This window comes from Mesorhizobium sp. WSM4806, assembly GCF_055811635.1.
In genome coordinates, this window is the sequence record NZ_JBVVQZ010000002.1 from 193,405 (window position 1) to 215,374 (window position 21,970).

16 protein-coding genes and 1 pseudogene are annotated in these 21,970 nt (G+C 62.5%); 5 read left to right on the top strand and 12 right to left on the bottom strand.

Going from position 1 to position 21,970, the window contains the following annotated elements:
* Window positions 1–66: 66 nt before the first annotated feature.
* Genes AC0L2M_RS03620 through nanR form a run of 4 tightly spaced genes read right to left on the bottom strand, consistent with a single transcriptional unit; the run spans window position 67 to window position 3,055 of the window.
* On the bottom strand, window positions 67–1,119 hold the full coding sequence (locus tag AC0L2M_RS03620) for an NAD(P)-dependent oxidoreductase (RefSeq protein ID WP_287213098.1): 1,053 nt from the start codon (window positions 1,117–1,119) through the stop codon (window positions 67–69).
* Window positions 1,120–1,132: 13 nt separating this feature from the next.
* Window positions 1,133–1,909: an HpcH/HpaI aldolase family protein gene (locus AC0L2M_RS03625; RefSeq protein WP_473534056.1), complete on the bottom strand. Its 777-nt coding sequence runs from the start codon at window positions 1,907–1,909 to the stop codon at window positions 1,133–1,135.
* A 49-nt stretch (window positions 1,910–1,958) separates the two neighbouring features.
* Window positions 1,959–2,264, bottom strand: a complete 306-nt coding sequence (locus tag AC0L2M_RS03630; protein WP_128246864.1) for a putative quinol monooxygenase — start codon at window positions 2,262–2,264, stop codon at window positions 1,959–1,961.
* Window positions 2,264–3,055: a transcriptional regulator NanR gene (nanR, locus tag AC0L2M_RS03635; protein WP_288142090.1), complete on the bottom strand. Its 792-nt coding sequence runs from the start codon at window positions 3,053–3,055 to the stop codon at window positions 2,264–2,266. Before nanR ends, AC0L2M_RS03630 begins: the two co-directional genes overlap by 1 nt.
* Before the next feature lie 481 nt (window positions 3,056–3,536).
* Here nanR and AC0L2M_RS03640 point away from each other — a divergent pair, with 481 nt between their 5' ends.
* From AC0L2M_RS03640 to AC0L2M_RS03650, 3 genes are read left to right on the top strand one after another with little or no spacing between them, the layout of a single operon-like run.
* Window positions 3,537–4,562: an ABC transporter substrate-binding protein gene (locus tag AC0L2M_RS03640; RefSeq protein WP_473534057.1), complete on the top strand. Its 1,026-nt coding sequence runs from the start codon at window positions 3,537–3,539 to the stop codon at window positions 4,560–4,562.
* 2 nt (window positions 4,563–4,564) lie between these two features.
* Window positions 4,565–6,847, top strand: coding sequence for an ABC transporter permease (locus AC0L2M_RS03645; protein ID WP_473534058.1), 2,283 nt, complete (start codon window positions 4,565–4,567; stop codon window positions 6,845–6,847).
* The gene (locus AC0L2M_RS03650) at window positions 6,847–7,923 is read left to right on the top strand and encodes an ABC transporter ATP-binding protein (protein ID WP_023803563.1); all 1,077 of its coding nucleotides are present in this window, start codon (window positions 6,847–6,849) and stop codon (window positions 7,921–7,923) included. Before AC0L2M_RS03645 ends, AC0L2M_RS03650 begins: the two co-directional genes overlap by 1 nt.
* Here the strand turns inward: AC0L2M_RS03650 and AC0L2M_RS03655 are convergent.
* The 8 genes and pseudogenes from AC0L2M_RS03655 to AC0L2M_RS03690 form a co-directional block, all read right to left on the bottom strand.
* Complete coding sequence (locus AC0L2M_RS03655) at window positions 7,913–8,683, bottom strand: inositol monophosphatase family protein (protein WP_023803562.1); 771 nt, start codon at window positions 8,681–8,683, stop codon at window positions 7,913–7,915. The two genes, AC0L2M_RS03650 and AC0L2M_RS03655, sit on opposite strands and share 11 nt — an antisense overlap.
* A 109-nt stretch (window positions 8,684–8,792) precedes the next feature.
* A complete protein-coding gene (locus AC0L2M_RS03660; protein ID WP_473534059.1) occupies window positions 8,793–9,365 on the bottom strand; it encodes a histidine phosphatase family protein in 573 nt (190 codons plus the stop codon).
* Window positions 9,366–9,481: 116 nt separating this feature from the next.
* Window positions 9,482–9,766 (bottom strand): annotated as a pseudogene (locus tag AC0L2M_RS03665) (aldose epimerase family protein); the annotation flags it as partial.
* An 80-nt stretch (window positions 9,767–9,846) separates the two neighbouring features.
* The gene (locus tag AC0L2M_RS03670; RefSeq protein WP_473534060.1) at window positions 9,847–12,315 is read right to left on the bottom strand and encodes an adenylate/guanylate cyclase domain-containing protein; all 2,469 of its coding nucleotides are present in this window, start codon (window positions 12,313–12,315) and stop codon (window positions 9,847–9,849) included.
* Between the two features lie 83 nt (window positions 12,316–12,398).
* Window positions 12,399–13,499, bottom strand: coding sequence for a branched-chain amino acid ABC transporter substrate-binding protein (locus AC0L2M_RS03675; RefSeq protein ID WP_287175315.1), 1,101 nt, complete (start codon window positions 13,497–13,499; stop codon window positions 12,399–12,401).
* Window positions 13,500–13,689: 190 nt separating this feature from the next.
* The gene (locus AC0L2M_RS03680; protein WP_473534061.1) at window positions 13,690–14,721 is read right to left on the bottom strand and encodes an aldose epimerase family protein; all 1,032 of its coding nucleotides are present in this window, start codon (window positions 14,719–14,721) and stop codon (window positions 13,690–13,692) included.
* Window positions 14,722–14,804: 83 nt separating this feature from the next.
* Entirely contained in the window at window positions 14,805–16,262 is a 1,458-nt protein-coding gene (locus tag AC0L2M_RS03685) for an NAD-dependent succinate-semialdehyde dehydrogenase (RefSeq protein ID WP_128182872.1), read from the bottom strand.
* A gap of 308 nt (window positions 16,263–16,570) precedes the next feature.
* Window positions 16,571–17,518 (bottom strand): AEC family transporter, encoded by a 948-nt coding sequence (locus tag AC0L2M_RS03690; RefSeq protein ID WP_473534062.1) that lies wholly within the window; start codon window positions 17,516–17,518, stop codon window positions 16,571–16,573.
* A gap of 167 nt (window positions 17,519–17,685) precedes the next feature.
* Here AC0L2M_RS03690 and AC0L2M_RS03695 point away from each other — a divergent pair, with 167 nt between their 5' ends.
* Both AC0L2M_RS03695 and AC0L2M_RS03700 read left to right on the top strand, forming a co-directional pair.
* A complete protein-coding gene (locus AC0L2M_RS03695; RefSeq protein ID WP_023802971.1) occupies window positions 17,686–18,234 on the top strand; it encodes a histidine phosphatase family protein in 549 nt (182 codons plus the stop codon).
* Between the two features lie 356 nt (window positions 18,235–18,590).
* Window positions 18,591–21,968: an adenylate/guanylate cyclase domain-containing protein gene (locus AC0L2M_RS03700; protein WP_473534063.1), complete on the top strand. Its 3,378-nt coding sequence runs from the start codon at window positions 18,591–18,593 to the stop codon at window positions 21,966–21,968.
* The last annotated feature ends 2 nt before the right edge of the window (window positions 21,969–21,970 follow it).

Below are 21,970 nucleotides of genomic sequence, written 5' to 3' on the forward strand. Positions count from 1 at the left end.
GGCGGTCGAGCATTCCTCTCGTGAAGCCGCCGCGAAGGCGCGGCGGCGCGCCGAATGCTCGTACTCCTATGTCCCGAAGCGGGCGGCGAAACCGGCCAGCCGATTCTTCCATGCCTCGCTTGAAAGCACCTCGCGATTGACCACGCCGCGCGGCTCGCGGCCGTGCTGCACCTCGATGACCGCTTTGACGTCCGCAGCACCGTTTCCGGCAAAACACTGGTCGGTCCAGCAGAGCGCGTGCGGCGTCAGGATAACGTTGTCGAGCTTGAGGATCGGGTCGTCGGCATCCGGCGGCTCCTGCTCCAGCACATCGAGCCCCGCGCCGGCGATGCGGCGCTCCTGCAGCACTTTCGTCAGCGCCACCTGGTCGACGATCGGACCGCGCGCGGTGTTGATCAGGTAAGCCGTCCGCTTCATCAGCGCGAGCCGCTCGGCATTGACGATGTGGTGGGTCTGAGGCGTTAGCGGGCAGTTCACCGACAGCACATCGGCGCGGCGGAACAGATCCTCCAGCTCGACCAGTTCGATGCCCAGTTCGGCAGCGACTTTGCTGTCGGCGAATGGGTCATGGGCGATGAAATTCATATCGAAGGGCTTGGCCAAGCGAAAGACCTCGGCGCCTATATTGCCGATGCCGAGCGCCCCCAACGTACGCCCGACGAGACCAACGCCCATATGATCCGAACGCTGATTGAACCCGGCAGGCCCCTTGCGGGTCAGCGCGTCCTTGGTGAGCAGTTTGCCGGTCAGTGCCAACATGAAGGTGATGACGGATACGGCGACCGGCCGCCGCACCCCGTCGGGCGTGATGACAAGGGCGATGCCGGCGGCGGTGCAGGCCTCGACGTCGACGGTATCGTAGCCGACTCCGAAACGGGCAACGACGGCCAGTCGGCCGCTCTTCGGGACACTGGTCGCATCGAAGCGATGGGTGAGCAGGATCAGTGCATCGAAGTCCTCAAGCTGATCGCCGCGCAGCGGATTGTTCGATTCCAGGAACGCCATCTCGATGCCGGGCGCATTGCGCAGCGGCTCCAGGTCGAAGTCGGGATAGGTCGGCGCGCCGTCCGGCTTGCGAAAATCACCGGAGAGCGCCACCCTGAACATTGCGTTGGCCATCGTCTCCTCCGCCTCACTCGCACCCGGCCCGGATCTTTGAGACCGCGTCGGCCATCGCATCGTGCAGGACCCAGACGTCACCCGAATAACAGATGAAATCGAAGCCTTGCGCGTAGAAATCGTGACCCTGCTGGACGCTGGGTACCAGGCGTCCAAGCGATTTGTTGTGCGTCTTGGCGGCGGCAACGATCTTGTCCATCGCCGCGGTGAAGGTGGGATGGGCGAAGTCGCCGGGAACGCCGAGTGAGACCGACAGATCGAAATGTCCGACCCACAGACAGTCGACCCCGTCCAGTCCCGCGATGCCGTCGATGTTCTTGACGCCGTCGGCGGTCTCGATCAGGCAGATGAACACCGAGCGCTGGTTGGCCGTTTCGAATTTATCTGTGACCGAGCCCGGACGGTAGCGGTCATGCGCGATCTGTAGCGCTACGCCGCGAGCGCCAGCAGGATGATACTTCATCGAGTTGATGATGTGCTGCGCCTGTTCGACCGTACTCACCATCGGCGCGATCAGCCCTTCAGCCCCCATGTCCATGGCGCGGGCGAGGAAATGATAGTCCTGCGACGGCACACGCACCACGACGGGCAGGTCGGCTGCCTCGAAATAGCGGATCGCGCTCTTCACCGTTTCCAGGCTGAAGCCCGAATGCTCCATATCGAAGAAGACGAAATCGCAGCCGGCGGATTTCAGAATGTGCCCGATTCCCGGCGTCGCGAATTCGGCGACGAGCGTGCCGAGCTTAACCCGTCGGTGCGCAGCCAACCCCTTGAGACTAGACTCTAACATGCGCTTCCCTCCCCTTCGCCCCGAAGGGCGCAATCCAATTATGCTTTGTTCAAGGCGTTGCCTCGAGAACGAGGTCGCAGATCGTCACCAATTTGGTGTCAACGAGCGGCGCGCTTTGCGTGTTGAATTCATCGAAATGCGCCGTCCGGCAGTGTTCGTCGAAAGCGGCCTCGCTGTCATAAATCTCGTAGAGCACGAGCCGGTCCGGTTCGCCGCGCGCCTCCGTCACGTCAAAGCGGCGGCAGCCGACCTCGTTGCGTACCGACGCGGTCGCATTGGCGTCAACGAGCTTTCGGAAGCTGTCTCGGGCGCCCGGCTTGAGGCGGAAATCGACCCAGACGACGAAGCTGGTCATCACATGGGCCTCGCGATTTCCAGATAGCGCCTCGACACATATTCCAGATGCCTGCGCATCGCCGCTTCGGACCCGTCCGGATCGCGCGCGGCGATCGCCTCGAAAATCTTTCGGTGGGCCTCGTAGGCCTTGCGGTCTTCACCTTCGGCCAAAGTCGTCCGCCGCTGTTCGAGCAGCCATTCGGCCAACGCCGCATGGACAGCTGTGAAGATCCGATTGCGGGTGATCACCGCCAGCACGTAATGGAAGTCCACGTCAGTGCGTTCGAAGCGCGTGAGGTCGCCGATCGACTGCCGGTTCATCTCTAGCGCCGCCTTGAGGCTTTCAATGTCCTCTGGCGTGGCATTCACAGCGGCGTTGCGGGCAAGCCCGACCTCGAAAAACAAACGTGCGCTCTGGAAGTCCTGAACCCCGCCCGGGGCCGAAATCATGTGTCGCGCCGGGCCTGAGAGGGCGTCGAGTACGAATTGGGGTGTGGGGCGGGTGACGCGGGCACGCTCACCGGACCTCACCTCGACAAGGCCCATCTTGCTCAGATGCAGCAGCGCCTCACGGATTGAGGGGCGCCCGACCCCGAATTGCCGCATGAGTTCCCGTTCCGACGGCAGCCGCTCGGCTTCGGCCAGTTCTCCCTTGCGGATCATCCGCTCGAGGTGTTCTGCAACCTCGTCCGAAAGCTTCCGCTGCTTGATCTGAACACCAATCACTTGGCATACCTTTGATACCAACACGCTATTGCCATGTTGCCCCCGTGTCAAACACAACTCAAATCGACAGACGCCCGTCTTCAAGCGCAAAACAAGCGAGCGAGGCTTTGGCTCTTTTTCTACAAGCAACTTGCTCACTAGCTGAGCGATCAGCCAACGCTGTCAGTTCGCGTCAGGATCATTTCGGATCGAACGAGATTGATCGGCAGCGGACGTCGACAATTCCGGTCGGTGGCATCGCAAACCTTGCGGACTAGCCGAAACACCCCTCCACTTCGTCATCCCGGGCGGCGCAAGGAGCGAGGCGACGCGGCGCAGCCCTGGGATCCATCATGCCGTTATCTCAGCCGAAGAATGCAGCAGACCAGAACCGAACGCTACCACCCCGTGAAAAAGCTCGAACCACTCTGGATTGGACGGTCCGTTGCGGGAGAATATATGGACAGCCCTGTTCCAGCCGCCGCCGACTCGATTTGCAAATCGGCGCAAAAGCTCCCAATCTGGTCGCCGCCGCAGCAATGCTTGATACTTGTTAGACGGCGAAACAATGGGAGGAAATTCGCACATGAAAAAGACCTGTGTCCGCCTGGCGGCAACGGCAGTAATGCTCGTCTCTGCTGCCAGTTCGGCTTACGCCGACAGCCTCACCCTCTATTGCTCCGCCGACGAGGCCTGGTGCCAGCAAATCAAGACTAGCTTCGAGGAAAAGACCGGCATCACTGTCGATATGACCCGCAAGAGTTCAGGCGAGACATACGCCCAGGTGCGCGCCGAGGCCGGAAACCCAAAGGGCGACGTTTGGTGGGGCGGCACCGGCGATCCTCATCTCCAGGCCGCAGAGGAAGGACTGACCGAGGAATATATGTCCCCGATGCGCGGCGAACTGCACGTCTGGGCGATCAAGCAGGCGGAAGCCGCCAACAACAAGACGATCGGCGTCTACTCCGGTGCGCTCGGCTTCGGCTACAACAAGGATCTGTTGGCCAAGGGCAACCTACCGGAGCCGAAATGCTGGGCCGATCTGACCAAGCCGGAATACAAGGGCCACATTCAGATGGCCAACCCGAACTCATCGGGCACCGCCTATACAATGCTCGCGACGATGGTTCAGCTGATGGGCGAGGACAAGGGTTTTGAGTACCTGAAGGCGCTCCACGCCAACATCAACCAGTACACCAAGTCCGGCTCCGCTCCGATTAAAGCCGCGGGTCTCGGCGAAACGACCATCGGCATCGTTTTCATGCATGATGCGGTGGCGCAGACGGCAGCCGGCTTCCCGATCGTCACGGTGGCGCCTTGCGAAGGCACCGGCTATGAGATCGGCTCGATGTCGCTGATCAAGGGCGCCCGCAACCCGGAAGCGGCGAAGCAGTTCTACGACTGGGCGCTGACCGCCGAGATGCAGTCGAAGGCCAAGGACGTGAAGTCGTTCCAGTTGCCGTCGAACAAAAACGCCACCGCGTCCGAATTGTCGCCCGACCTGTCGACCATCAAGCTCATCGACTACGATTTCAAGAAGTATGGATCGAGCGCCGAGCGCAAGCGCCTGCTGCAGAAGTGGGATACGGAGGTCTCGACCCTGCCGCAGTGATCATGCGCGTCCGCACTGCCACGAGCGCGCTTCACCCGACCGTCGTCCTGTGGACGGCGGTCGGCTTGGTCGGCTATGCGCTGCTGCCTTGGTATGGGCTGGAAAGCAACCTCTTCACCTTGTCCTGGCTGTTGGACGGCTATCCGCTTGACGATGACGTCGCGCCGGCGCTTTTCCTTGTGCTGCAAGGCGAGAAACTCTGGCTCGCCCCCCTCGGGCCGCTGCTTGTCGCGCCGCTCCTGCTATGGGGGCGCCGGAAGTCCGATCCTTTCTTTGGCTATTTGCTGATCGCCGTCGGCGCGACCGGCGTCGCCTACTTCCTGCTTCAAGGATTCGGCATTGGTCTGCGCGGCTTCCAGTGGCAATGGCTGACCTTGCTCTTTGGCGAGCTTGACGACCGCCAGTTTGGCATGGGCTGGGGAGCACTGCTGGTAAGCGGCGCGTTCCTGTTCCTGTTCACCCTGGGGCTTGCGGCGCGCGGCGCGGTGGCCGGCGACGAATTCGTCGTCGGCTCGATCGGCTTCGTCGTCTGCATGGTCGCCATCTTTATCTTCATGCCGATCGGTCAAATGCTGGGGAGCGCGCTGCTCACACAGGAGGGCGACTATTCGCTTCCCGTCTTTCTCGCGAAACTCTCCAGCGACCGGCTCTGGAGCCTCGGCTGCCTCACCGGTGGCCCGCGCTGCGGCGTCGCCTGGAATTCGCTCCTTCTCGCCGTGCTCGTCGGCGTAACGACCACCGCGCTCGGCCTTGTCTTTGCCCTGGTGGTGACCCGTACCGGCTTTCGTTACGGCGCGCTGTTGCGCGCGCTGACCGTGCTGCCGATCATCACACCACCCTTCGTCATCGGCCTCGCCATCATCCTTCTGTTCGGCCTCTCGGGCGCCATCAATCTGGGTTTCGCCGAGCTGATCGGCGTCCAACCGACGCGATGGGTCTACGGCCTGCCTGGCCTGCTGATCGCCCAGGTGCTCGCTTTCACGCCGATCGCTTTTCTGGTGATGATCGGTGTGGTCGAGGGTGTCAGCCCATCCATGGAGGAGGCCGCGCAGACCCTGCGCGCCAATCGCTGGCAGACATTCATCACCGTCTCCCTGCCGTTGATGCGACCGGGTCTGGCCAATGCCTTTCTGCTCGGCTTTATCGAGAGCATGGCTGATTTCGGCAATCCGCTGGTGCTCGGCGGCAATTTCGATGTGCTGTCCACCGAGATCTTCTTCGCCATCGTCGGCGCGCAATACGACCAGGCGCAGGCGGCGATCCTCGCCCTCGTGCTCCTGTTCTTCACGCTCGGGGCATTCTACGCCCAGCGATTCTGGCTTGGGAAGAAGTCTTACACGACCGTCTCCGGCAAAGGCGACGCCGGCGTTCACTCGCATCTGCCGGCAAAATTGCGCAACGTCGTCTTCGCGGTCGCCGCCGTCTGGACGCTGTTTACCTTGCTGATTTACGTGACGATCTTCTACGGCAGCTTCGTCAAGCTGTGGGGGGTGGATTTCTCTCTGACTTTTGAACACTACGTGACGGCGTTCTCCATCGGCTGGAAGGAGTTCGGCATCCACTGGCGCGGCTCGGCCTGGAGTTCTTTCTGGACGACCATGGAAATAGCGATGATCTCCGCGCCGCTGACCGCGGCCATCGGACTCTTGACCGCCTATTTGCTGGTCCGCCAGAATTTTGCCGGCAAGGACACCTTCGAATTCGCGACGATGCTGTCCTTCGCCATTCCCGGCACCGTGATCGGCGTCTCCTACGTGATTGCGTTCAATGTGCCGCCGATCGAGCTCACCGGCACGGGCATTATCCTGGTGCTCTCCTTCATCTTCCGCAACATGCCGGTTGGGGTCCGCGCCGGTGTCGCGTCGATGTCGCAGATCGACCGCAGCCTCGACGAGTCGTCCCTCACTCTGGGAGCCAACTCCTGGCAGACCTTCCGCAAAGTGGTGCTGCCGCTGCTGCGGCCGGCCATCCTTGCCGCGCTGGTCTATTCCTTCGTTCGCGCCATGACCGCCATCAGCGCCATCATCTTCTTGGTCAGCGCCCAGTATGACATGTCGACCAGCTATATCGTCGGCCGCGTCGAGAATAACGAATATGGCGTCGCCATCGCTTATTCCGCCGTCCTTATCGGCGTCATGCTGGCGGTGATCGGTCTGATGCAGCTTGCCGTTGGCAGCCGCATGATCGGCCGGCGCGGTCTCGACGGCGATCTGGCGCAGTCGCGCACCAATGTCAGCCAGGCGGTCGTGGCGCGTCCACAGCCGGCGATCTCGGGAGGCGGATGATGGCCGAAATTCGCGGCAATGCCGCCTCAGTCGAATTCAGGAATGTCACCAAGATCTACGGCAAGAGCAAGGCGCCCGCCGTCAACGACATCTCGCTGTTCATCGAGGCCGGGAAGCTGGTCACCCTGCTTGGACCGTCGGGCTGCGGCAAGACGACCACCTTGCGCATGATAGCCGGACTGGAAATGGTAACGAGCGGCCAGATCCTGATCGGGGGCGCCGACGTCACCCGGCTGCCGGCCACTGATCGTGATGTCTCCATGGTGTTTCAATCCTACGCGCTTTTCCCGCACATGACCGTGACCCAGAACGTCGAATACGGCCTGGGCTTTTCCGGATTCGGCAGGAAGGAGACGGCCGAGAGGGCCAGAGCCGGGCTTGAACTGGTCGGCCTCTCCAATTTCGGCGACCGCCTGCCGAGCCAGCTTTCGGGCGGACAGCAACAGCGTGTCGCGGTGGCGCGGGCGCTGGTCCTGGAGCCGCAGGTGCTGCTCTTCGATGAGCCTTTGTCGAACCTGGATGCGAAGCTCCGCCGGCGCGTGCGCGAGGAAATCCGCGAGATTCAGCAGAAACTCGGCCTGACGGTCGTCTATGTCACCCACGACCAGGAGGAAGCGCTCGCCGTCTCCGATCGCATCATTGTCATGAACAATGCGGTGATTGCCCAAGACGGCACGCCACGCGACCTCTACGAGCAGCCCGCGAATGCTTTCGTGGCCGACTTCATCGGCGAAGCCAACATGTTCCAATGCGAGGTCGTGTCGGTCGAGGGCGACAGCGCCACCGTGCATCTGGGACCTGCCGTCCTGAAGCTGCCGGCTCGCGGCCGCAAACTGGGGCCGGCCATGCTGGCGGCGCGACCGAGCCGCCTCGAGATTGGCGAGCCGAATGCGCCTGGCGCCTTGCCCGGGACGCTTGAAAAAGTGACCTATGTCGGCAGCCACCTCGAGTTCGTAATTGCCACGCAATTCGGCGAAGTCTTCGTGGTCTCGCCGGATGTCGATACCGCGTTTCGAGCGGGGCAGCCGGTGAGCATCGGCTTTCCCGAACGCGGACCCGTGCTGATCACAGACTGAACGCCTCTTTGCAGAGCGCGTGGACCTTGTCGAACACGCCCTTGCCGCCCGCGATGACCAGTGTTCCTTCCTCGAGAACCGTTTTCGGGTCGGGCGTGACGACCGACCCGCCGGCCTCTTCGACCAGAAGCATGCCGGCGAGGCAGTCCCAAGCATTCATATGCTCCTCGACATAGGCGAGCAGCCTGCCCGAGGCGACGTAGGCAAGCATAAGCGCACCGGATGCATTGCGGAAAAACACGCCGCCCTCCTGAAGCAGGAGATCGATCAGCTTGGCGACGGTGCGCGCTTCACGACGATTGGAGAAGCCGGTTCCGACCGAGCCTTGCGTCAGGCTCGTCGTCGGGCTTGTCTTGATGGGCCGGCCGTTGAGGAAAGCGCCACCGCCGCGGCGTCCATAAAATGTCTCGCCGGTAGAGGGTTCATGGATAACGCCCACGACCGCCACACCCTCCTTGACGCAGGCGATGACGACGGTCCAGGCCGGGATGCCGCGCAGAAAGTTGGCAGTGCCGTCGATTGGATCTATCACCCATGTGTAACCCGATCCGCCGGCGAGTGCGGCGTGTTCCTCTCCGATAACACCGTCTTCAGGATATTGCGCCGCAAGCTCCCGGCGGATGAACGTCTCGACATTCCGGTCGGCCTCGGAGACCAGGTCCTGATGACCCTTGCTCTCGATTGTGAGTGTCTCCAGTTGTCGGAAATATTGCAGGCCGAGTTCGCCGCCGCGCCGCGCCAGCGCAGTCGCAAACAGCATCCGATCGTTATCGTCACCATTCACGCAGTCAAATCCGTCATTGTTTCTGCTTCCATTCGTTCCCCGGCTCTTTGTACTCAAGGCCCAATTCTGCAGGGAAAAGTTGAGGTTAACGCTCAGCGATAGGCTGCCATTCGTGGATGATCTTGCAACCTGGCAAACAGAAAGCGAAGAAATGACCTTGGAACGGTTGATCCCGACTGCGCGAAACCGGCGCATTCAGCAGCTTGCAAAGCAGCAGCGTGCCAACGCCGCCATGCGAGACGAAAGCAATGTCGCCGTCGTGATGGGTCGCAAGAATGCGAAACACGGCCCGCGCGACGCGATCCTGGGCATCGAGCGCGCGCTCCCATCCGCAAACGCTCTCATGTGGATTGGCGAAGAAGGCGTCAGCAACTCGTTGGAAATCGACGGGTGGAAGGAAACCGGTCGCGGAGCGGTCGTTCTCGCCAAGGTGCTCATCCACTTGGACGGGCAAACCAAATCCCGCCGCCAGCAGGCCAGCCGCTTCAATAGCCTTGGCCTCGGAGCTCGACCAGATGGACGTCAGGCCGGACAGCACCGCACAGCCCGCGAAAGCCCTCATCCGGGTGACGCCGCGGTCCGAAAGCCGCCAAGCTGGAACTGGCGTGGCGGGATCAACGGAAACTTCCGGATGAGTGATAAAGAAGGCCGTCGGCATGCCGTTGCGCTCCGATAAAATCCTTCCGACGCCTAACAGAGCTGATCAAGCGCAGGAAGTATCAACACACACCAACCACGTCATTGCACGGGCACTTTTCACAGCCTCAATGGATATCAGAAACAGGAACGTCTGTATCGCGCTGCCATGAGCGGACCTCCGGCCATCAAAACCGCTACATTGTCTCCAAACTCGTCGCAGTTCATTCCGCGCACCGGTCTGCGATTGGCGTAGCGCCCGATCAAGGCGCCGAAATAGGGGGGCAAGGATTCGTAGTCGGCGAGTTCCTTGAAGCCGAGCACGACGTTGTCGAGCTTGCCCCAGCGGTCGGGCACATTGATCGCCGTGATTATACCGCCATAGGCGATGAACTTGATGGACGCGCCTCTGTCGTTGATGAGCGTGTAGAGATCGACGGCTTTGCCGTCCTGCGTGTTTCAGAATGGGGACTTGTCCACAGAGCCGATGCCGACGATCCCTACTACCCGGGCTTGTGACAAAGTCGATCGAGCACGTCTCGAAGCGCAGTTGCGGCTTGGTCACGCTCGTCAGCAGACATCAGCTCGGGCTCAGCTTCCAGTCTGAGATGCGGCAGTTCGGTTCGAACGGCGCGACGGGCAGCGACAAGATTGGCCTTCAAATCGATGACGCGATACGTGGCGACCGGATAGGCGATCCCTTTGACGTGGATGCGCCCCAGTTCGTCGCAGTCAATCGTGTCCTTCACTTGCGCAAACGTCTCATAAGAAATGAGCACGGTCCCTGGCTGCGCCTCCTGCTCAAGACGTGAGGCGAGATTCACGGCGCCGCCGATTATCGTGTAGTCCATCCGGTCCTCGCTGCCGAAGTTGCCGACAGTGCAGTAGTCGGTGTGGATGCCGATGCGGCAGCGCAGTGGTGTTTCAATTCCAATGTCGCGCCAGACTTCGGCAAGTTCGCTCATCCGCTTCTGCATGGCGAGAGCCATCTGCACGCCGGCGAGCGCGTCCTCCTTGACGCCGCGAGTTTCCGGATCGCCGAAAAACATCAGAATCGCGTCGCCGACATACTTGTCGATCGTCGCGCCATGATCCGAAGCAATTTTCGACATTTCCGTCAGATAGTGATTGAGGATCTGGGTGAGGTCCTCCGACTCCATCTTGTCGGTGGTCTCGGTAAAGCCGGCGATATCCGAGAAGCATATTGTCAGCTTCTTCCGCTGGCTGGCGATCCTGACCTCCTGACGGCCGGTGAATATCGAGTTGTACACCTGGGGCGCCAGGTATTTCGCCAGCTTGCTGGAAAGCGCCTCGAGAGCCGCGGATTTCTCGGCGAGGTTCTCCTCCCGTAGCTTCAGCTCGGTGATGTCCGAGTAGACCGCGACTGTGCCGCCGCCGGTGATCCGCCGCTCGCTTATCATGATCCATCTTCCGTCGCCTCGCCGCTGCTCCCACGGTTCGCCAGGGTTGCGGTGCCGGGCGAGCCGCTCGGCGACCCATTCCTCGAATCGTCCCTCGGCATCCCTGATGTAGCCGCGCTCAGCGGATCGGCGGATGATGTGCTCGAATGTCGTACCGGGCGTCAGTTCGATCGCAAGGTCGCTGTAGAGCAGTTCGCGGTAGCGGCTATTGCTAAGGATGAGCCGGTCCTCGCCGTCGTAGAGAGCGAATCCCTCGGAGATGCTCTCAATGGCATCAATGAGCCGCTGGCGCGCTTCGGCGACCTCGCGCAGGTTCTTTTCCTCGACCTCGACTGCAGTGTCCCGGAAGAGCCTGAGCGCCTCGGCCATGCGGCCGATTTCGTCGTGGCCCGCGGCAGGTAATGGCGCACGAAGATTGCCGCCGGCGATTGCGAGCATGCTTTGGCTCACCCCTCCCAGGCGGGCGAGGAGGCTGCGGTCGACATAGAGCCAAACAACCAGAACGGAACTCAAGAGGCTGAGAAAGGCGGAGCCAAGGACAACTCCGGTCCCGTAGCGCTGGACGACCGCGGCTTCGAGACCAGATGCGGTGATCTCGCGGTCTGCCGCAGCGACCAGGCGATCGACGGCAGCGGTAAGACTGCGCGACAGCTGATTGTTTTCGGCCAGAAGCTCTTCGCCCTGCGCCAGGACGGCGAACTCGTCCTGCCGCGCCTTCGGGATGCTGTTTCCGCCGTCGATCAGTGCTTTGAACTCGTTGACCCGCTGCTGGAAACGGGTTCGCAGCCTATCGTCGATCTCGTTGGAAATCGTGTCCAGAACGGCGAGTGACCGGCGCAGCGGAAACAGGATCAACGCCAGATCGCCTGGCGTCGGCGCGTCCGCCGTGTTGACCAGCGCGTCATTGACCGCCGAGATCTCCTGCTGCGCCTTCTGCTGCGGGATGTAGGCCGCTATCGACTGGACCAGGTCGGCCGTCGCCTCCGCGCCTCGATCGGACGCGAGCGGCGTGTCGGCCGTGACCGCCCGCCATTGCTGGAGTTTGGAATTCATCACGAGCATGCCGGGCGCCACAAGGCGCTGGCTTGCATTTGTCGTAGCCGACAGGCGACGTAACAGTTCCTCTTTGCGCGCCACCACGGTGAGGCGGGCGGCGACAAGGTCGTCGAGGGCGTTGAGATTGCGCCGCAGACCAAGCACCGCAGCCTCGATCTCAGCCACTACCGCCGTGCTAGGCTTGGCGCCTTTGAGAGCGGCAAGCAGTTCCTCGAGGCGCGTCATCTCTGCCGCGATCGCAGTCGAGACCTCGTTATGCTGAGCCTTGCTGGTCGAAGCAAGTGCGGCGGGCGCAGTGGCGGCGACCCGCTCAGCCTGGCGCGACAGCTGGAGGGACGCGAGCGCCGACGGCACACGCTCCTTGGTGATGTGGTTGACGACCTCCCCCACCTCGAGGAAGGCATAAAGAGCGGCTGTTGTCGCGAGCACCGCGAAGGTGCTGATACCGAAAAAAGCGAGCAACAGACGGCCGCGTATGCCGAGACGCTTAAGCATCGCGGCGACGCATTGATTCAGCTGGCGCGGCCGAGAGGGTCTGCACAGATTGGCTCAAGGCGATTCGCCGGATCGGTGGTTCATTACTCCAACGGCACGTATTCGCCACCCTTCCAGACATACCATACCCAACTCTGAACAGTGAGGTCGCCCTTATTATCAAAGTCCATACGGCCCAACACAGTGTCAAATTGATTGCCGCGCAGTGATGCAATCACGGCTTGGAGTTCTAGTGAGCCTGACTTCTCGACCGCCTGCGCCCAGGTCTGGGCGGCGCCGTAACTGTGCAGCGTCCAGGAATCGGGTTCGAAGTTCTCGGCTCGGAATCGTTCGACGACTGTGGCCGCTTCGGCGTTTCGACGCGGGTCGGGGACAAAGGTGAAGAGCGTGCCCTCGGCGGCAGGGCCGGCAATCAGCCCAAATGCCTCGGTCGCTGTATCGTCACCCGAGATCAGCTGAACCGAGTAGCCCCGGTCGCGCGCCGCACGGACCATAAGCGCAGCCTCGGTATGATACCCGCCCATGTACAGCACGGCGATATCCGCCCCCTGTAACGTGCTGATCTCGGCCGAGTAGTCGTCTTTCCCGGGAGTGTAGCCTTCATAGATTGATTCGGTCACGCCCCGCTTGTTCAACTGCTTTCTTGTCTCATCGGCGAGACCCTTCCCATAGGTCGTATTGTCGTGAAGGATCGCGATCTTCTTGTCGCTCCAATGATCGGCCAAGTAGTTGCCGGCCTCGAAGCCCTGCGCATCGTCGCGACTGCAGACGCGGAAAACGTTGGCGCGGCCTTGCTCGGTCAACATCGGATTGGTCGAGGACGGCGAAATCTGCAGAATTCCCGCCGCCTCGTACACCTCCGATGCCGGAATCGAGGCTCCAGAGCAGTAGTGCCCGACGACGAACACTACACCGTCAGCCACCAGCTTTTGGGCAGCAGCCACCGCTTGCTTGGGATCGCAGAAGTCGTCGACCGTGATGAGCCGCACCGGCTCGCCGAGGACGCCGCCCGCCGTATTGATGTCGGCCACAGCCACCTCTGCGCCGCGCTTCAATTGCGTGCCAGTCCATTCGAGCTTTCCGGTCATCGGGCCTGCGACCCCGATCAGCACCTCCGCCCGCGCAGGACAGCTAAGCGCCGCGGCCGCGAGCGCGACAATAGCTACGGTGGTGATACGGTGCATGGATGCACCCCAAAGGCAGTAGCTTACGCCAATCCCGTCAGCGCCGACAGTCCTTTTCCGCGAGCGTGGATTGGGTTCCGATCCGAGAGCGTCGCGCGTCCAATGGAAGCGCAAAGGACGCTCTTTGAACTTTGCGCATGATCCTTTCCGGACCGAAGGCCAGCGCAGCAAAGGCCGGTACCTCCGGGCGTCAGGCGCCAGGCAGCCTGAACCGGTATTCCGTCACATGATGGTAGATCTGGCCCGGCCATAGCGTGGCCTGCGGGAAATACGGCCGGTTCGGCGCATCCGGCCAGACCTGCGGCTCCAGGCAGAAGCCCGAATAAGCCTTGTAATGAACTCCCCCGAGCCCCGGCGAAGCTGGCGCCAGATACTGGCCGGTATAGAGCTGGACGCCCGGTTCCGTGGTCCACAGCTCCATCTCGACGCCGGAATTCGCGCCTTGCGCCCATGATGCCAGCTTGAGCGACCCGCGCGTCGAGGCAAGGCAGAAATTCTGGTCGTAGGGGAGCTGCTTGCCCTCGCTCTCCATGCGCAGCGGCCGCGCCTGACGGAAGTCGAACGGCGTGCCGTCGACCGGCTTCACGACGCCGGTCGGGATCAGGTCGCCATCGACCGGAAGATAGGCGCCGGCGTTCAGCATCAGCCGGTGATCGAGGACATCGCCGCCGCCGCCGTCATCCAGGTTGAAATAGGAATGCTGGGTAAGGTTGCACAGCGTCGGCTCCTCGCAGGTGGCGGTCAGCTCGACGCTGAGCGTGCCGGGGATCTTCAGCCTGTAGGTGCAGGTCACGTCGAGCGCGCCGGGAAAGCCCATCGTGCCGTCGGGATCATGCAGCGTCAGGGTGACAAAATCCCTGCCATGCAGCGAAACCTCCCATGGCCGGTGCGAAAAACCTTGCGAGCCGCCATGCAGCGTGTGCTTGTCGAGGAAGTTGCGCTCGGTCTGGTAGCGCTGGCCGGCGATGGTGAAGCGGCCATCGCGGATACGGTTGGCATAGCGTCCGGCGACGGCGCCGAAGAAGGCCGTATCCGTTTCATAGGGCTTGAAACTGCTATAGCCGAGCACAAGCGGCGCATCGTGGCCGGCCAGGCGCAGATCCTGGATGATGGCGCCAAGCCCAACGATGTTGGCGGTGAGGCCGCCGCCGCGGATGCTGAAGCGGCGGATGGCCTCGCCCGCCTGCGTCGTGCCGAAAACCTCGCCGTCCTTCATCGCCATGCCCGAAACGCCAGTTGGTTGATCGATCCCGGCTCGCCGCGTGGGCCGGCTTGGTCTGTTGACGTTCGACAGGCCCTGCCCGATCAGAGGCCGAGGCCGCCGATGCAGACATATTTGGTGTCGAGATAATCCTCGATGCCCTGATGTCCGCCTTCCTTGCCGAGGCCCGATTCCTTGACGCCGCCGAACGGCGCCTCGGGCGTGGTGATCAGCCCTTCATTGACGCCGACCATGCCGTATTTCAGCCCTTCCATGACCCGGAAGGCGCGGCCGAGATCGCCGGTGTAGAAATAGCAGGCGAGGCCGAACTCGGTGTCGTTGGCGAGTGCGATCGCCTCCTCTTCGGTTTCGAACTTGAACACGGGTGCTACCGGGCCAAAGATCTCTTCCTTCATGAAGCGCATCTTCGGCGTCGCGTCGGCGATCACCGTCGGCTGGAAGAACGAACCGCCGAGCGCATGGCGCTTGCCGCCAGCGACGACCTTGCCGCCCTTGGCGGTGGCGTCGGCGATCAGTTCCTCGACCTTCTCGACTGCCTTCTCGTCGATCAGCGGCCCCTGCTGCACGCCGTCATCGAGGCCGGAACCGACCTTCAGCCCGTCGCTGGCGGCGGCGAGCTTTTCGACGAACTTGTCGTAGACACCAGCCTGGACCAGGAAGCGATTGGTGCAGACGCAGGTCTGGCCGGAATTGCGGTATTTGGCGGTGATCGCGCCGGCGACGGCGCGCTCGATATCGGCGTCGTCGAAGACCAGGAATGGCGCGTTGCCACCAAGTTCCATCGACACCTTCTTGACGGTGACGGACGACTTCTGGATCAGGATCTTGCCGACCTCGGTCGAGCCGGTGAAGGTGATCTTCTTGACCAGAGGGTTGGCGCAGATCTCGTCGCCGATCTCGCCGGCAGCGCCGGTCAGGATGTTGATGACGCCTTTGGGGAAGCCGACCTCCTCGGCGAGCGCGCCCCAGGCGAGGCCGGAATAAGGCGTCTGCGACGCCGGTTTGACCACCGCCGTGCAGCCGGCGGCAAGTGCTGGACCGAGCTTGCGGGCCAGCATCGAGGACGGGAAATTCCACGGCGTGATGGCGGCGATGACCCCGACCGGCTCCTTGGTCACCAGGATGCGGCGGTCCGCCCAGGGCGACGGCACGACATCGCCATAGGTGCGGCGGCCTTCTTCGGCGAACCACAATATGTACGAGGCTGCCGAACCGATCTCGCCCTTCGATTCGAACAGCGACTTGCCCTGCTCGATGGTCAGCAGCTCGGCCAGCACATCCTGGTTGTCCATCATGGCGTCATGCAGCTTGCGCAACAGCTTCGAGCGCTCGAGCGCGGTGGTCTTGCGCCATGTCTGGAAGGCGGCGTCGGCAGCTTCGATGGCGCGGCGCGTCTCGACCTTGCCCGACTTCGGCACGGTGCCGATCTTGAGGCGGGTGGCCGGATTGTTGACGTCGACCGTCTGGCCGCTGTCGGCCTGCACCCACTCGCCGTTGATGAGATTGGCCTGGCGCATGAAATGGCTGGTTTTCTGAAGCATGGTCTAGCCTCCGTTCGGCGCACTGACGGGCCGCTATCTGGATTTCCTTGACGGGCGTGCGCACTGGCATCGATGCCGGCACGCCTGGAGCCACTGCTCTTTACCTAGGGCAAGCCCCGCAATCAATCGCAAGATGGCATATAGGGTTTGGGCCAGCACAAGGCGAGGCCGATTTGCGCTCCCGTTGTTGCTTGAGGATGTGTGAGGAACCGGTGGCTCCCGAGAACCGGAACGGAGCGTAACGTTGGGTATATGAGTACCGGAAGCACCAGGAAACCGCCCTTCGCAGGCATCAATATCGATCATACCTATCCAAACACCTGGACCACCACCGTCAGCCAAAACGCCGTGGTGACGACCGCGCAGGCGGTGGCGATGGTCATCTGGTTCGATGCCAGCGCCTGGCCGGTGTTGAACTGCGTCGCAATCAGGTAGGAATTCACCCCGGATGGCAGCGCTGCCGCCACGACCGCGACTTTCGCCGACAGCGGCGGCAGGCCAAGCAGCCAGACCAGGCCGAGCGCGACGGCCGGCATCAGCATCAGCTTCAGCGCCGACAGCGCCAGCGCCGGCCGCACATTGCCGGAGATGCCGAAACGGCACAGGCTCAGCCCCATGGCAAACAGCGCGACGGGTCCGGCGATGTTGGCCAGCGCGTCGACCAGCCGGACGGCCAGCGCCGGCAATGGCAGGCCGGTGATACGCCACACCCATCCGGCCAGGATGCCGATGATCAGCGGATTGGAGAGCAACTTTCGAAAGAAGCGCCGGATGATGCGCAGCGGATGCACATGCTCGTCGCCGCGGCCAAAGATCTCAAACAGGATGATCGATGCCATGATCATCGTCGGCAGATGCACGGAAATCAGCAGCGACAGCACTTCGAATCCACTTGGCCCGAATGTGCCGAGGAAGAACGGGATGCCGAGCAGGACGAGGTTGGAAAAAGCCGACGACACGCCGCCGACGACCCCGGCACGCGCGTCGCGCCCGAACACCCGGGTAATGACCAGGTGGCCTGCGGCCCACGTCACTGCGGCAGCCGTAAAATAGGCGCCCCAGAACAACCAGGGTGCGGTGCCATGGAAATCGGCGTTGACCATGGTGCGGAACAGAAGCAGCGGCATCGCCACCCCGACGGCGAATTCGGCGATGGCCCCACCCGCCTCGGCCTTCAGATAGCCGGTGAGCCCGGCCAGATAGCCGAGCGCGACAAGGCCGAAGACAAAAAGGACGGTTTCGATGAGTGGGGACATTTTTCCCCTGATAGGCGAGCCGGGATTTGAGCGCAACCGCCCCGCCTTGCGAAGCGGTCCGTTCTGGCAAACAGCCGGGATAGGTGATGCCTTGTTTTTCAGCCGGCTTTGCCGTCCCTATATGCGGTCACCGGAAGCCACCTCCGGTGACCGGAAAAGGACGCCTGATGCTTCGATCTGTGCTGGCTCTATTGCTGCTCGTCATTCCCGCCGCGGCCCACGCGACCGAAGCCGGCTGGGCGCTGTTGCGCGACGGCGGACATGTCGTGCTGCTTCGCCATGCCATGGTCACCGGCACTACCGATCCGGCGAATTTCGACATCGAGAAATGCGCCACCCAGGTCAATCTCTCGGTGCGCGGCAAGCAGCAGGCACGCAAGATCGGCGCGCTTTTCGACGCCCGCGCGGCGCCGGTCGAGCGCGTGCTGTCCAGCCGCTATTGCCGCGCCCTCGACACGGCTCGCACCGCTTTCAGAGAAGAGCCCGAACCCTTCGCCCCGCTTGACCTGCTGAAGACCGACGCGAGCGAGAAAGCCGCCCAGCTCGAGGCGATCATGAACGAGATCAGCGCCTATTCCGGCTCCGACAATGTGGTCATGGTCACCCATCTGGAGAACATAATGGCGCTCACCGGCATCTCGCCGCGCGAAGGCGAAGCCGTGATCGTCGAGCCGCAAGGCGACGGCCTGCGCGTGCTCGGCCGCGTCACTTTCTAATCTGCGCTGGAGCCAGTTGAAGCGTTCGCCAGTGGTGAAATCTAACGCTTGGTCCCTAAACGGAATACCGGTTCCGACCCCCCTAGCGGTAGCTCGTTCGTTCGGCCTCGGCCGAATCTACGCAGATGACCCAATGCGGACGTTTGCGACACCCATCAGAGATGTCGGCTTAGCGCCCGAAGTCGGCCGTTCGCTGACGCTAGCGGATTTCCCGAGAGCGGACATTCGATTGTGTTTACGACGGCCGTGATCAAGTCTGCGGCCGCACCCTCCGCATTGATGCCTCGGACAGCGCATCCGGGCTTCGCCCTGGGCCTGCTGGGTGTTAATCTGCTTTGAACTACACGGAGCGTGTCATGGACATTGCCGGGTGGCTCTCGAGCCTTGGGCTCGGCAAATATAGCAGAACCTTCGCCAGGAACGAGATCACGCCCGAAGTGCTCCCGCATCTCTCGGATGCGGACCTCAAAGCGCTGGGCCTCCCGATGGGCCCGAGAAAGCTCGTGTTGGCGGCGATCGCGGAGCTTGGCAAGCGCGGTATGGGGGATCCCGCCACGGCGGCCCGAATTGAACCGATTCCTGGAAGTGGTCCACCGCCTCGCCCGGAAGCTGAACGCCGTCAGTTGACGGTAATGTTTGCTGACTTGGCCGGATCGACTGCGTTGTCGGGTCAGCTCGACCCGGAAGAAATGGGAGAGGTGATCCGGGCATACCAGAATGCGGTGGCTGCCGAGATCACGCGTGTGGATGGCCATGTGGCGAAGTACATGGGCGATGGAGTGCTGGCGTATTTCGGCTGGCCGCGTGCACATGAGGACGAGGCCGAGCGAGCAGTGCGGGCCGGGCTTGCCATTGTCGCATCTGTCGCCGAGCTGGCGACGCCCGCGAAAGTGCCGCTGGGGGCGCGAGTGGGCATCGCCACGGGTCTGGTGGTGGTAGGCGACTTGATCGGCGAAGGTGCAGCGCAGGAGGAGGCGGTGGTCGGCGAGACGCCGAACCTGGCGGCACGCCTGCAAGCACTTGCCCAGGTTGGCAATGTGGTCGTGGCCGGAACGACCCGGCTGCTGCTTCGCGAGCTGTTCGAGCTGGTTGATCTTGGCACCCACGATCTGAAGGGGTTCGCCCAGCCGGTGCAGGCATGGCTGGTCATGGGCGAGAGCCGAGCCGAGGGCCGCTTCGAGGCGCTGCACGGGATGCGCCTCACGTCGCTCGTCGGCCGCGATCAGGAGATAGCCTTGCTCCTCGACCGCTGGCGGGGGGCCAAGGATGGCAGGGGTCAGGTCGTACTGCTGTCCGGCGAGCCTGGCATCGGCAAGTCCCGCATCGCGATCGCATTGCGCGAGCGGCTCGGCGAGGAATGTCTGTCGCTGCGCTATCACGGCTCGCCCCATCGCACAAACAGCGCTCTGTTCCCGGTGCTGGACCAGCTGCGTCGGGCTGCGGCCTTCGGGCACGAGGATGCGCCGGAGGTGAAATTGGCCAAGCTGGAGGCACTGCTTACCGCGGCTGAGCCTGACCCGAAATCGGCGATCCCGTTGATCGCTGAGTATTTGGCGATCCCGACAGGCGACCGCTACCCGGTGCCCAAAGTCGCCCCGGAACAGAAAAAGGCGAAGACGTTTCAGGCGCTGCTCGCCCAGCTTGAGGGCCTCCCGGCCAAGCAGCCGGTGCTCATGACGGTCGAGGATGCTCACTGGTTCGATCCCACCAGCCTTGAGCTGTTCGATCGCATTGTCGATCGGATCGAGCGGTTGCCGGTACTGCTGGTTGTTACCTTCCGGCCCGAGTTCGCGCCACGCTGGACCGGCCGACCGTATGTGACGCTGCTCACACTCAGTCATCTCCAGCGGAACGAAAGCGCAACACTCATTGACCATCTCACTGGCGGCCGGCCGCTTCCCGGCGAAGTGCAAGCGCATATTCTCCGCAAGACCGAAGGCGTGCCGCTATTCGTCGAGGAACTGACAAAGGCGGTGCTCGAATCGGGTCTGCTGCGCGCAGCCGGTGAGCGCTATGAGCTTGCCGGTCCACTTCCACCGCTCGCCATCCCCTCGACGCTGCAGGACTCGCTCCTGGCTCGCCTTGATCGGTTGTCGCCGGTTAAGGAGGTAGCGCAAATCGGCGCTACTATAGGCCGCGAGTTCAGTTACGAATTGCTGGAAGCAACGGCACGGATGGACGAGCCGAAGGTCAGGACCGCTCTGGCCGAACTTGTTCATGCCGAACTGGCTTTTTGCCGTGGCAAGCCCCCGGACGCAATCTACACTTTCAAGCATGCACTCGTGCGGGATGCCGCCTACGAGTCGCTCCTGAAGAGCCGACGCCAGCAACTCCATTGCAGGATAGCCACCCTCCTGCGTGATCGCTTTCCCGAGCGAGCAGAGGCGGAACCGGAGGTTCTCGCCCACCATGCTACCGAGGGCGGACTGTTCGATGATGCGGTGTCGTCCTGGTACAAGGCGGGCCTCCGCGCCAATCGTCGCTCGGCCCACAACGAAGCCATTGCGCACCTCTCAAAAGGCCTTGACCTCCTCACCCAACTCCCCGACAGCCGGGCCCGCGACGATCGCGAAATCGATCTGCAGCTTGCGCTTGGCATACCCTTGGCATCGCTCAAGGGCTATGGGTCTGCCGGGGCCGTTGCCGCCTATACGCGAGCCTGCGAGCTATGTGCCAAACTGGGCAGCGAGACGTCAAAATCCTTCCCCGCGCTGCGCGGCCTGTGCACCGGCCACCGATCCCAGGGGCAGATGCACACGGCCAGCGCCCTCGCTGATAAACTGATCGGCATCGCCCGGCAATCGGGCGACCCGTCCCTGCTGCTGGAGGCCCACCACGTTAATTGGACGACGCAATACGCGCTCGGTAAGTGGCGGTCGGTGTACGAGCACACCGACCAGGGTCTCTTGCTCTATCGGCCAGAACATTTCTTGCACGCCTTCGTCTATGGCGGCCACGACTCCGGCGTGTGCGCAGCTGCCAAGCAGGGCATCAGTCTGTGGATGCTTGGCTTTCCGGATCAGGCGTTGGCCCGGGCGCGAGAATCCATTATCCGGGCCCGCCAACTGCCTCATCCGCCCAGTTTGCACCACGCTTTCTATTATGCCACCGTGCTGCACTACTTCCGCCGCGATGCCACGGCGGCTCGGGAAGCAGCCGAAGCGAGGCTTCAATTGGCGCACGAGGGATTTCCGGCCTGGGTCCCCTACATCAATCTGCAGTTGACCATGATCCAGGCCCTCGAGAGCGCACAGCAGGTTCCAGCGTCCGTCACCGCCGCCCCACCGGCGCTGCCAAACGAAATCCTCAGTGACGTCGAGGGAAAAGGCCTTTTTCTCTGTCTTTTTGGGAGCGTCTGCGAACTGGCGGGCGAGGTTGATGCCGGCCTGAGCCTGCTGCAGCCAGCAATATCTGAGGCGGAGGCAACTGGCGCGCGCCTCTGGGAGTCGGAATTTAACCGACTCACTGGAAATCTCCTGCGCCTGGCAAAACCCCGTGACTCCGAACAGAGCGAGGCGCAATATCGTCATGCCATCGAGATCGCTCGCGAACAGCAGGCGCGATCACTGGAGCTGCGCGCGTCGATCTCGCTCGCTCGGCTGTGGGCCGACCGCGGCGATCGGCAAGAAGCCTACGACCTGCTCGCGCCGAGCTACGCCTGGTTCACGGAAGGCTTCAACACGCGCGACTTGATCGATGCGAAGGCGCTTCTGGACAGCTGTGCATCGTCATGATC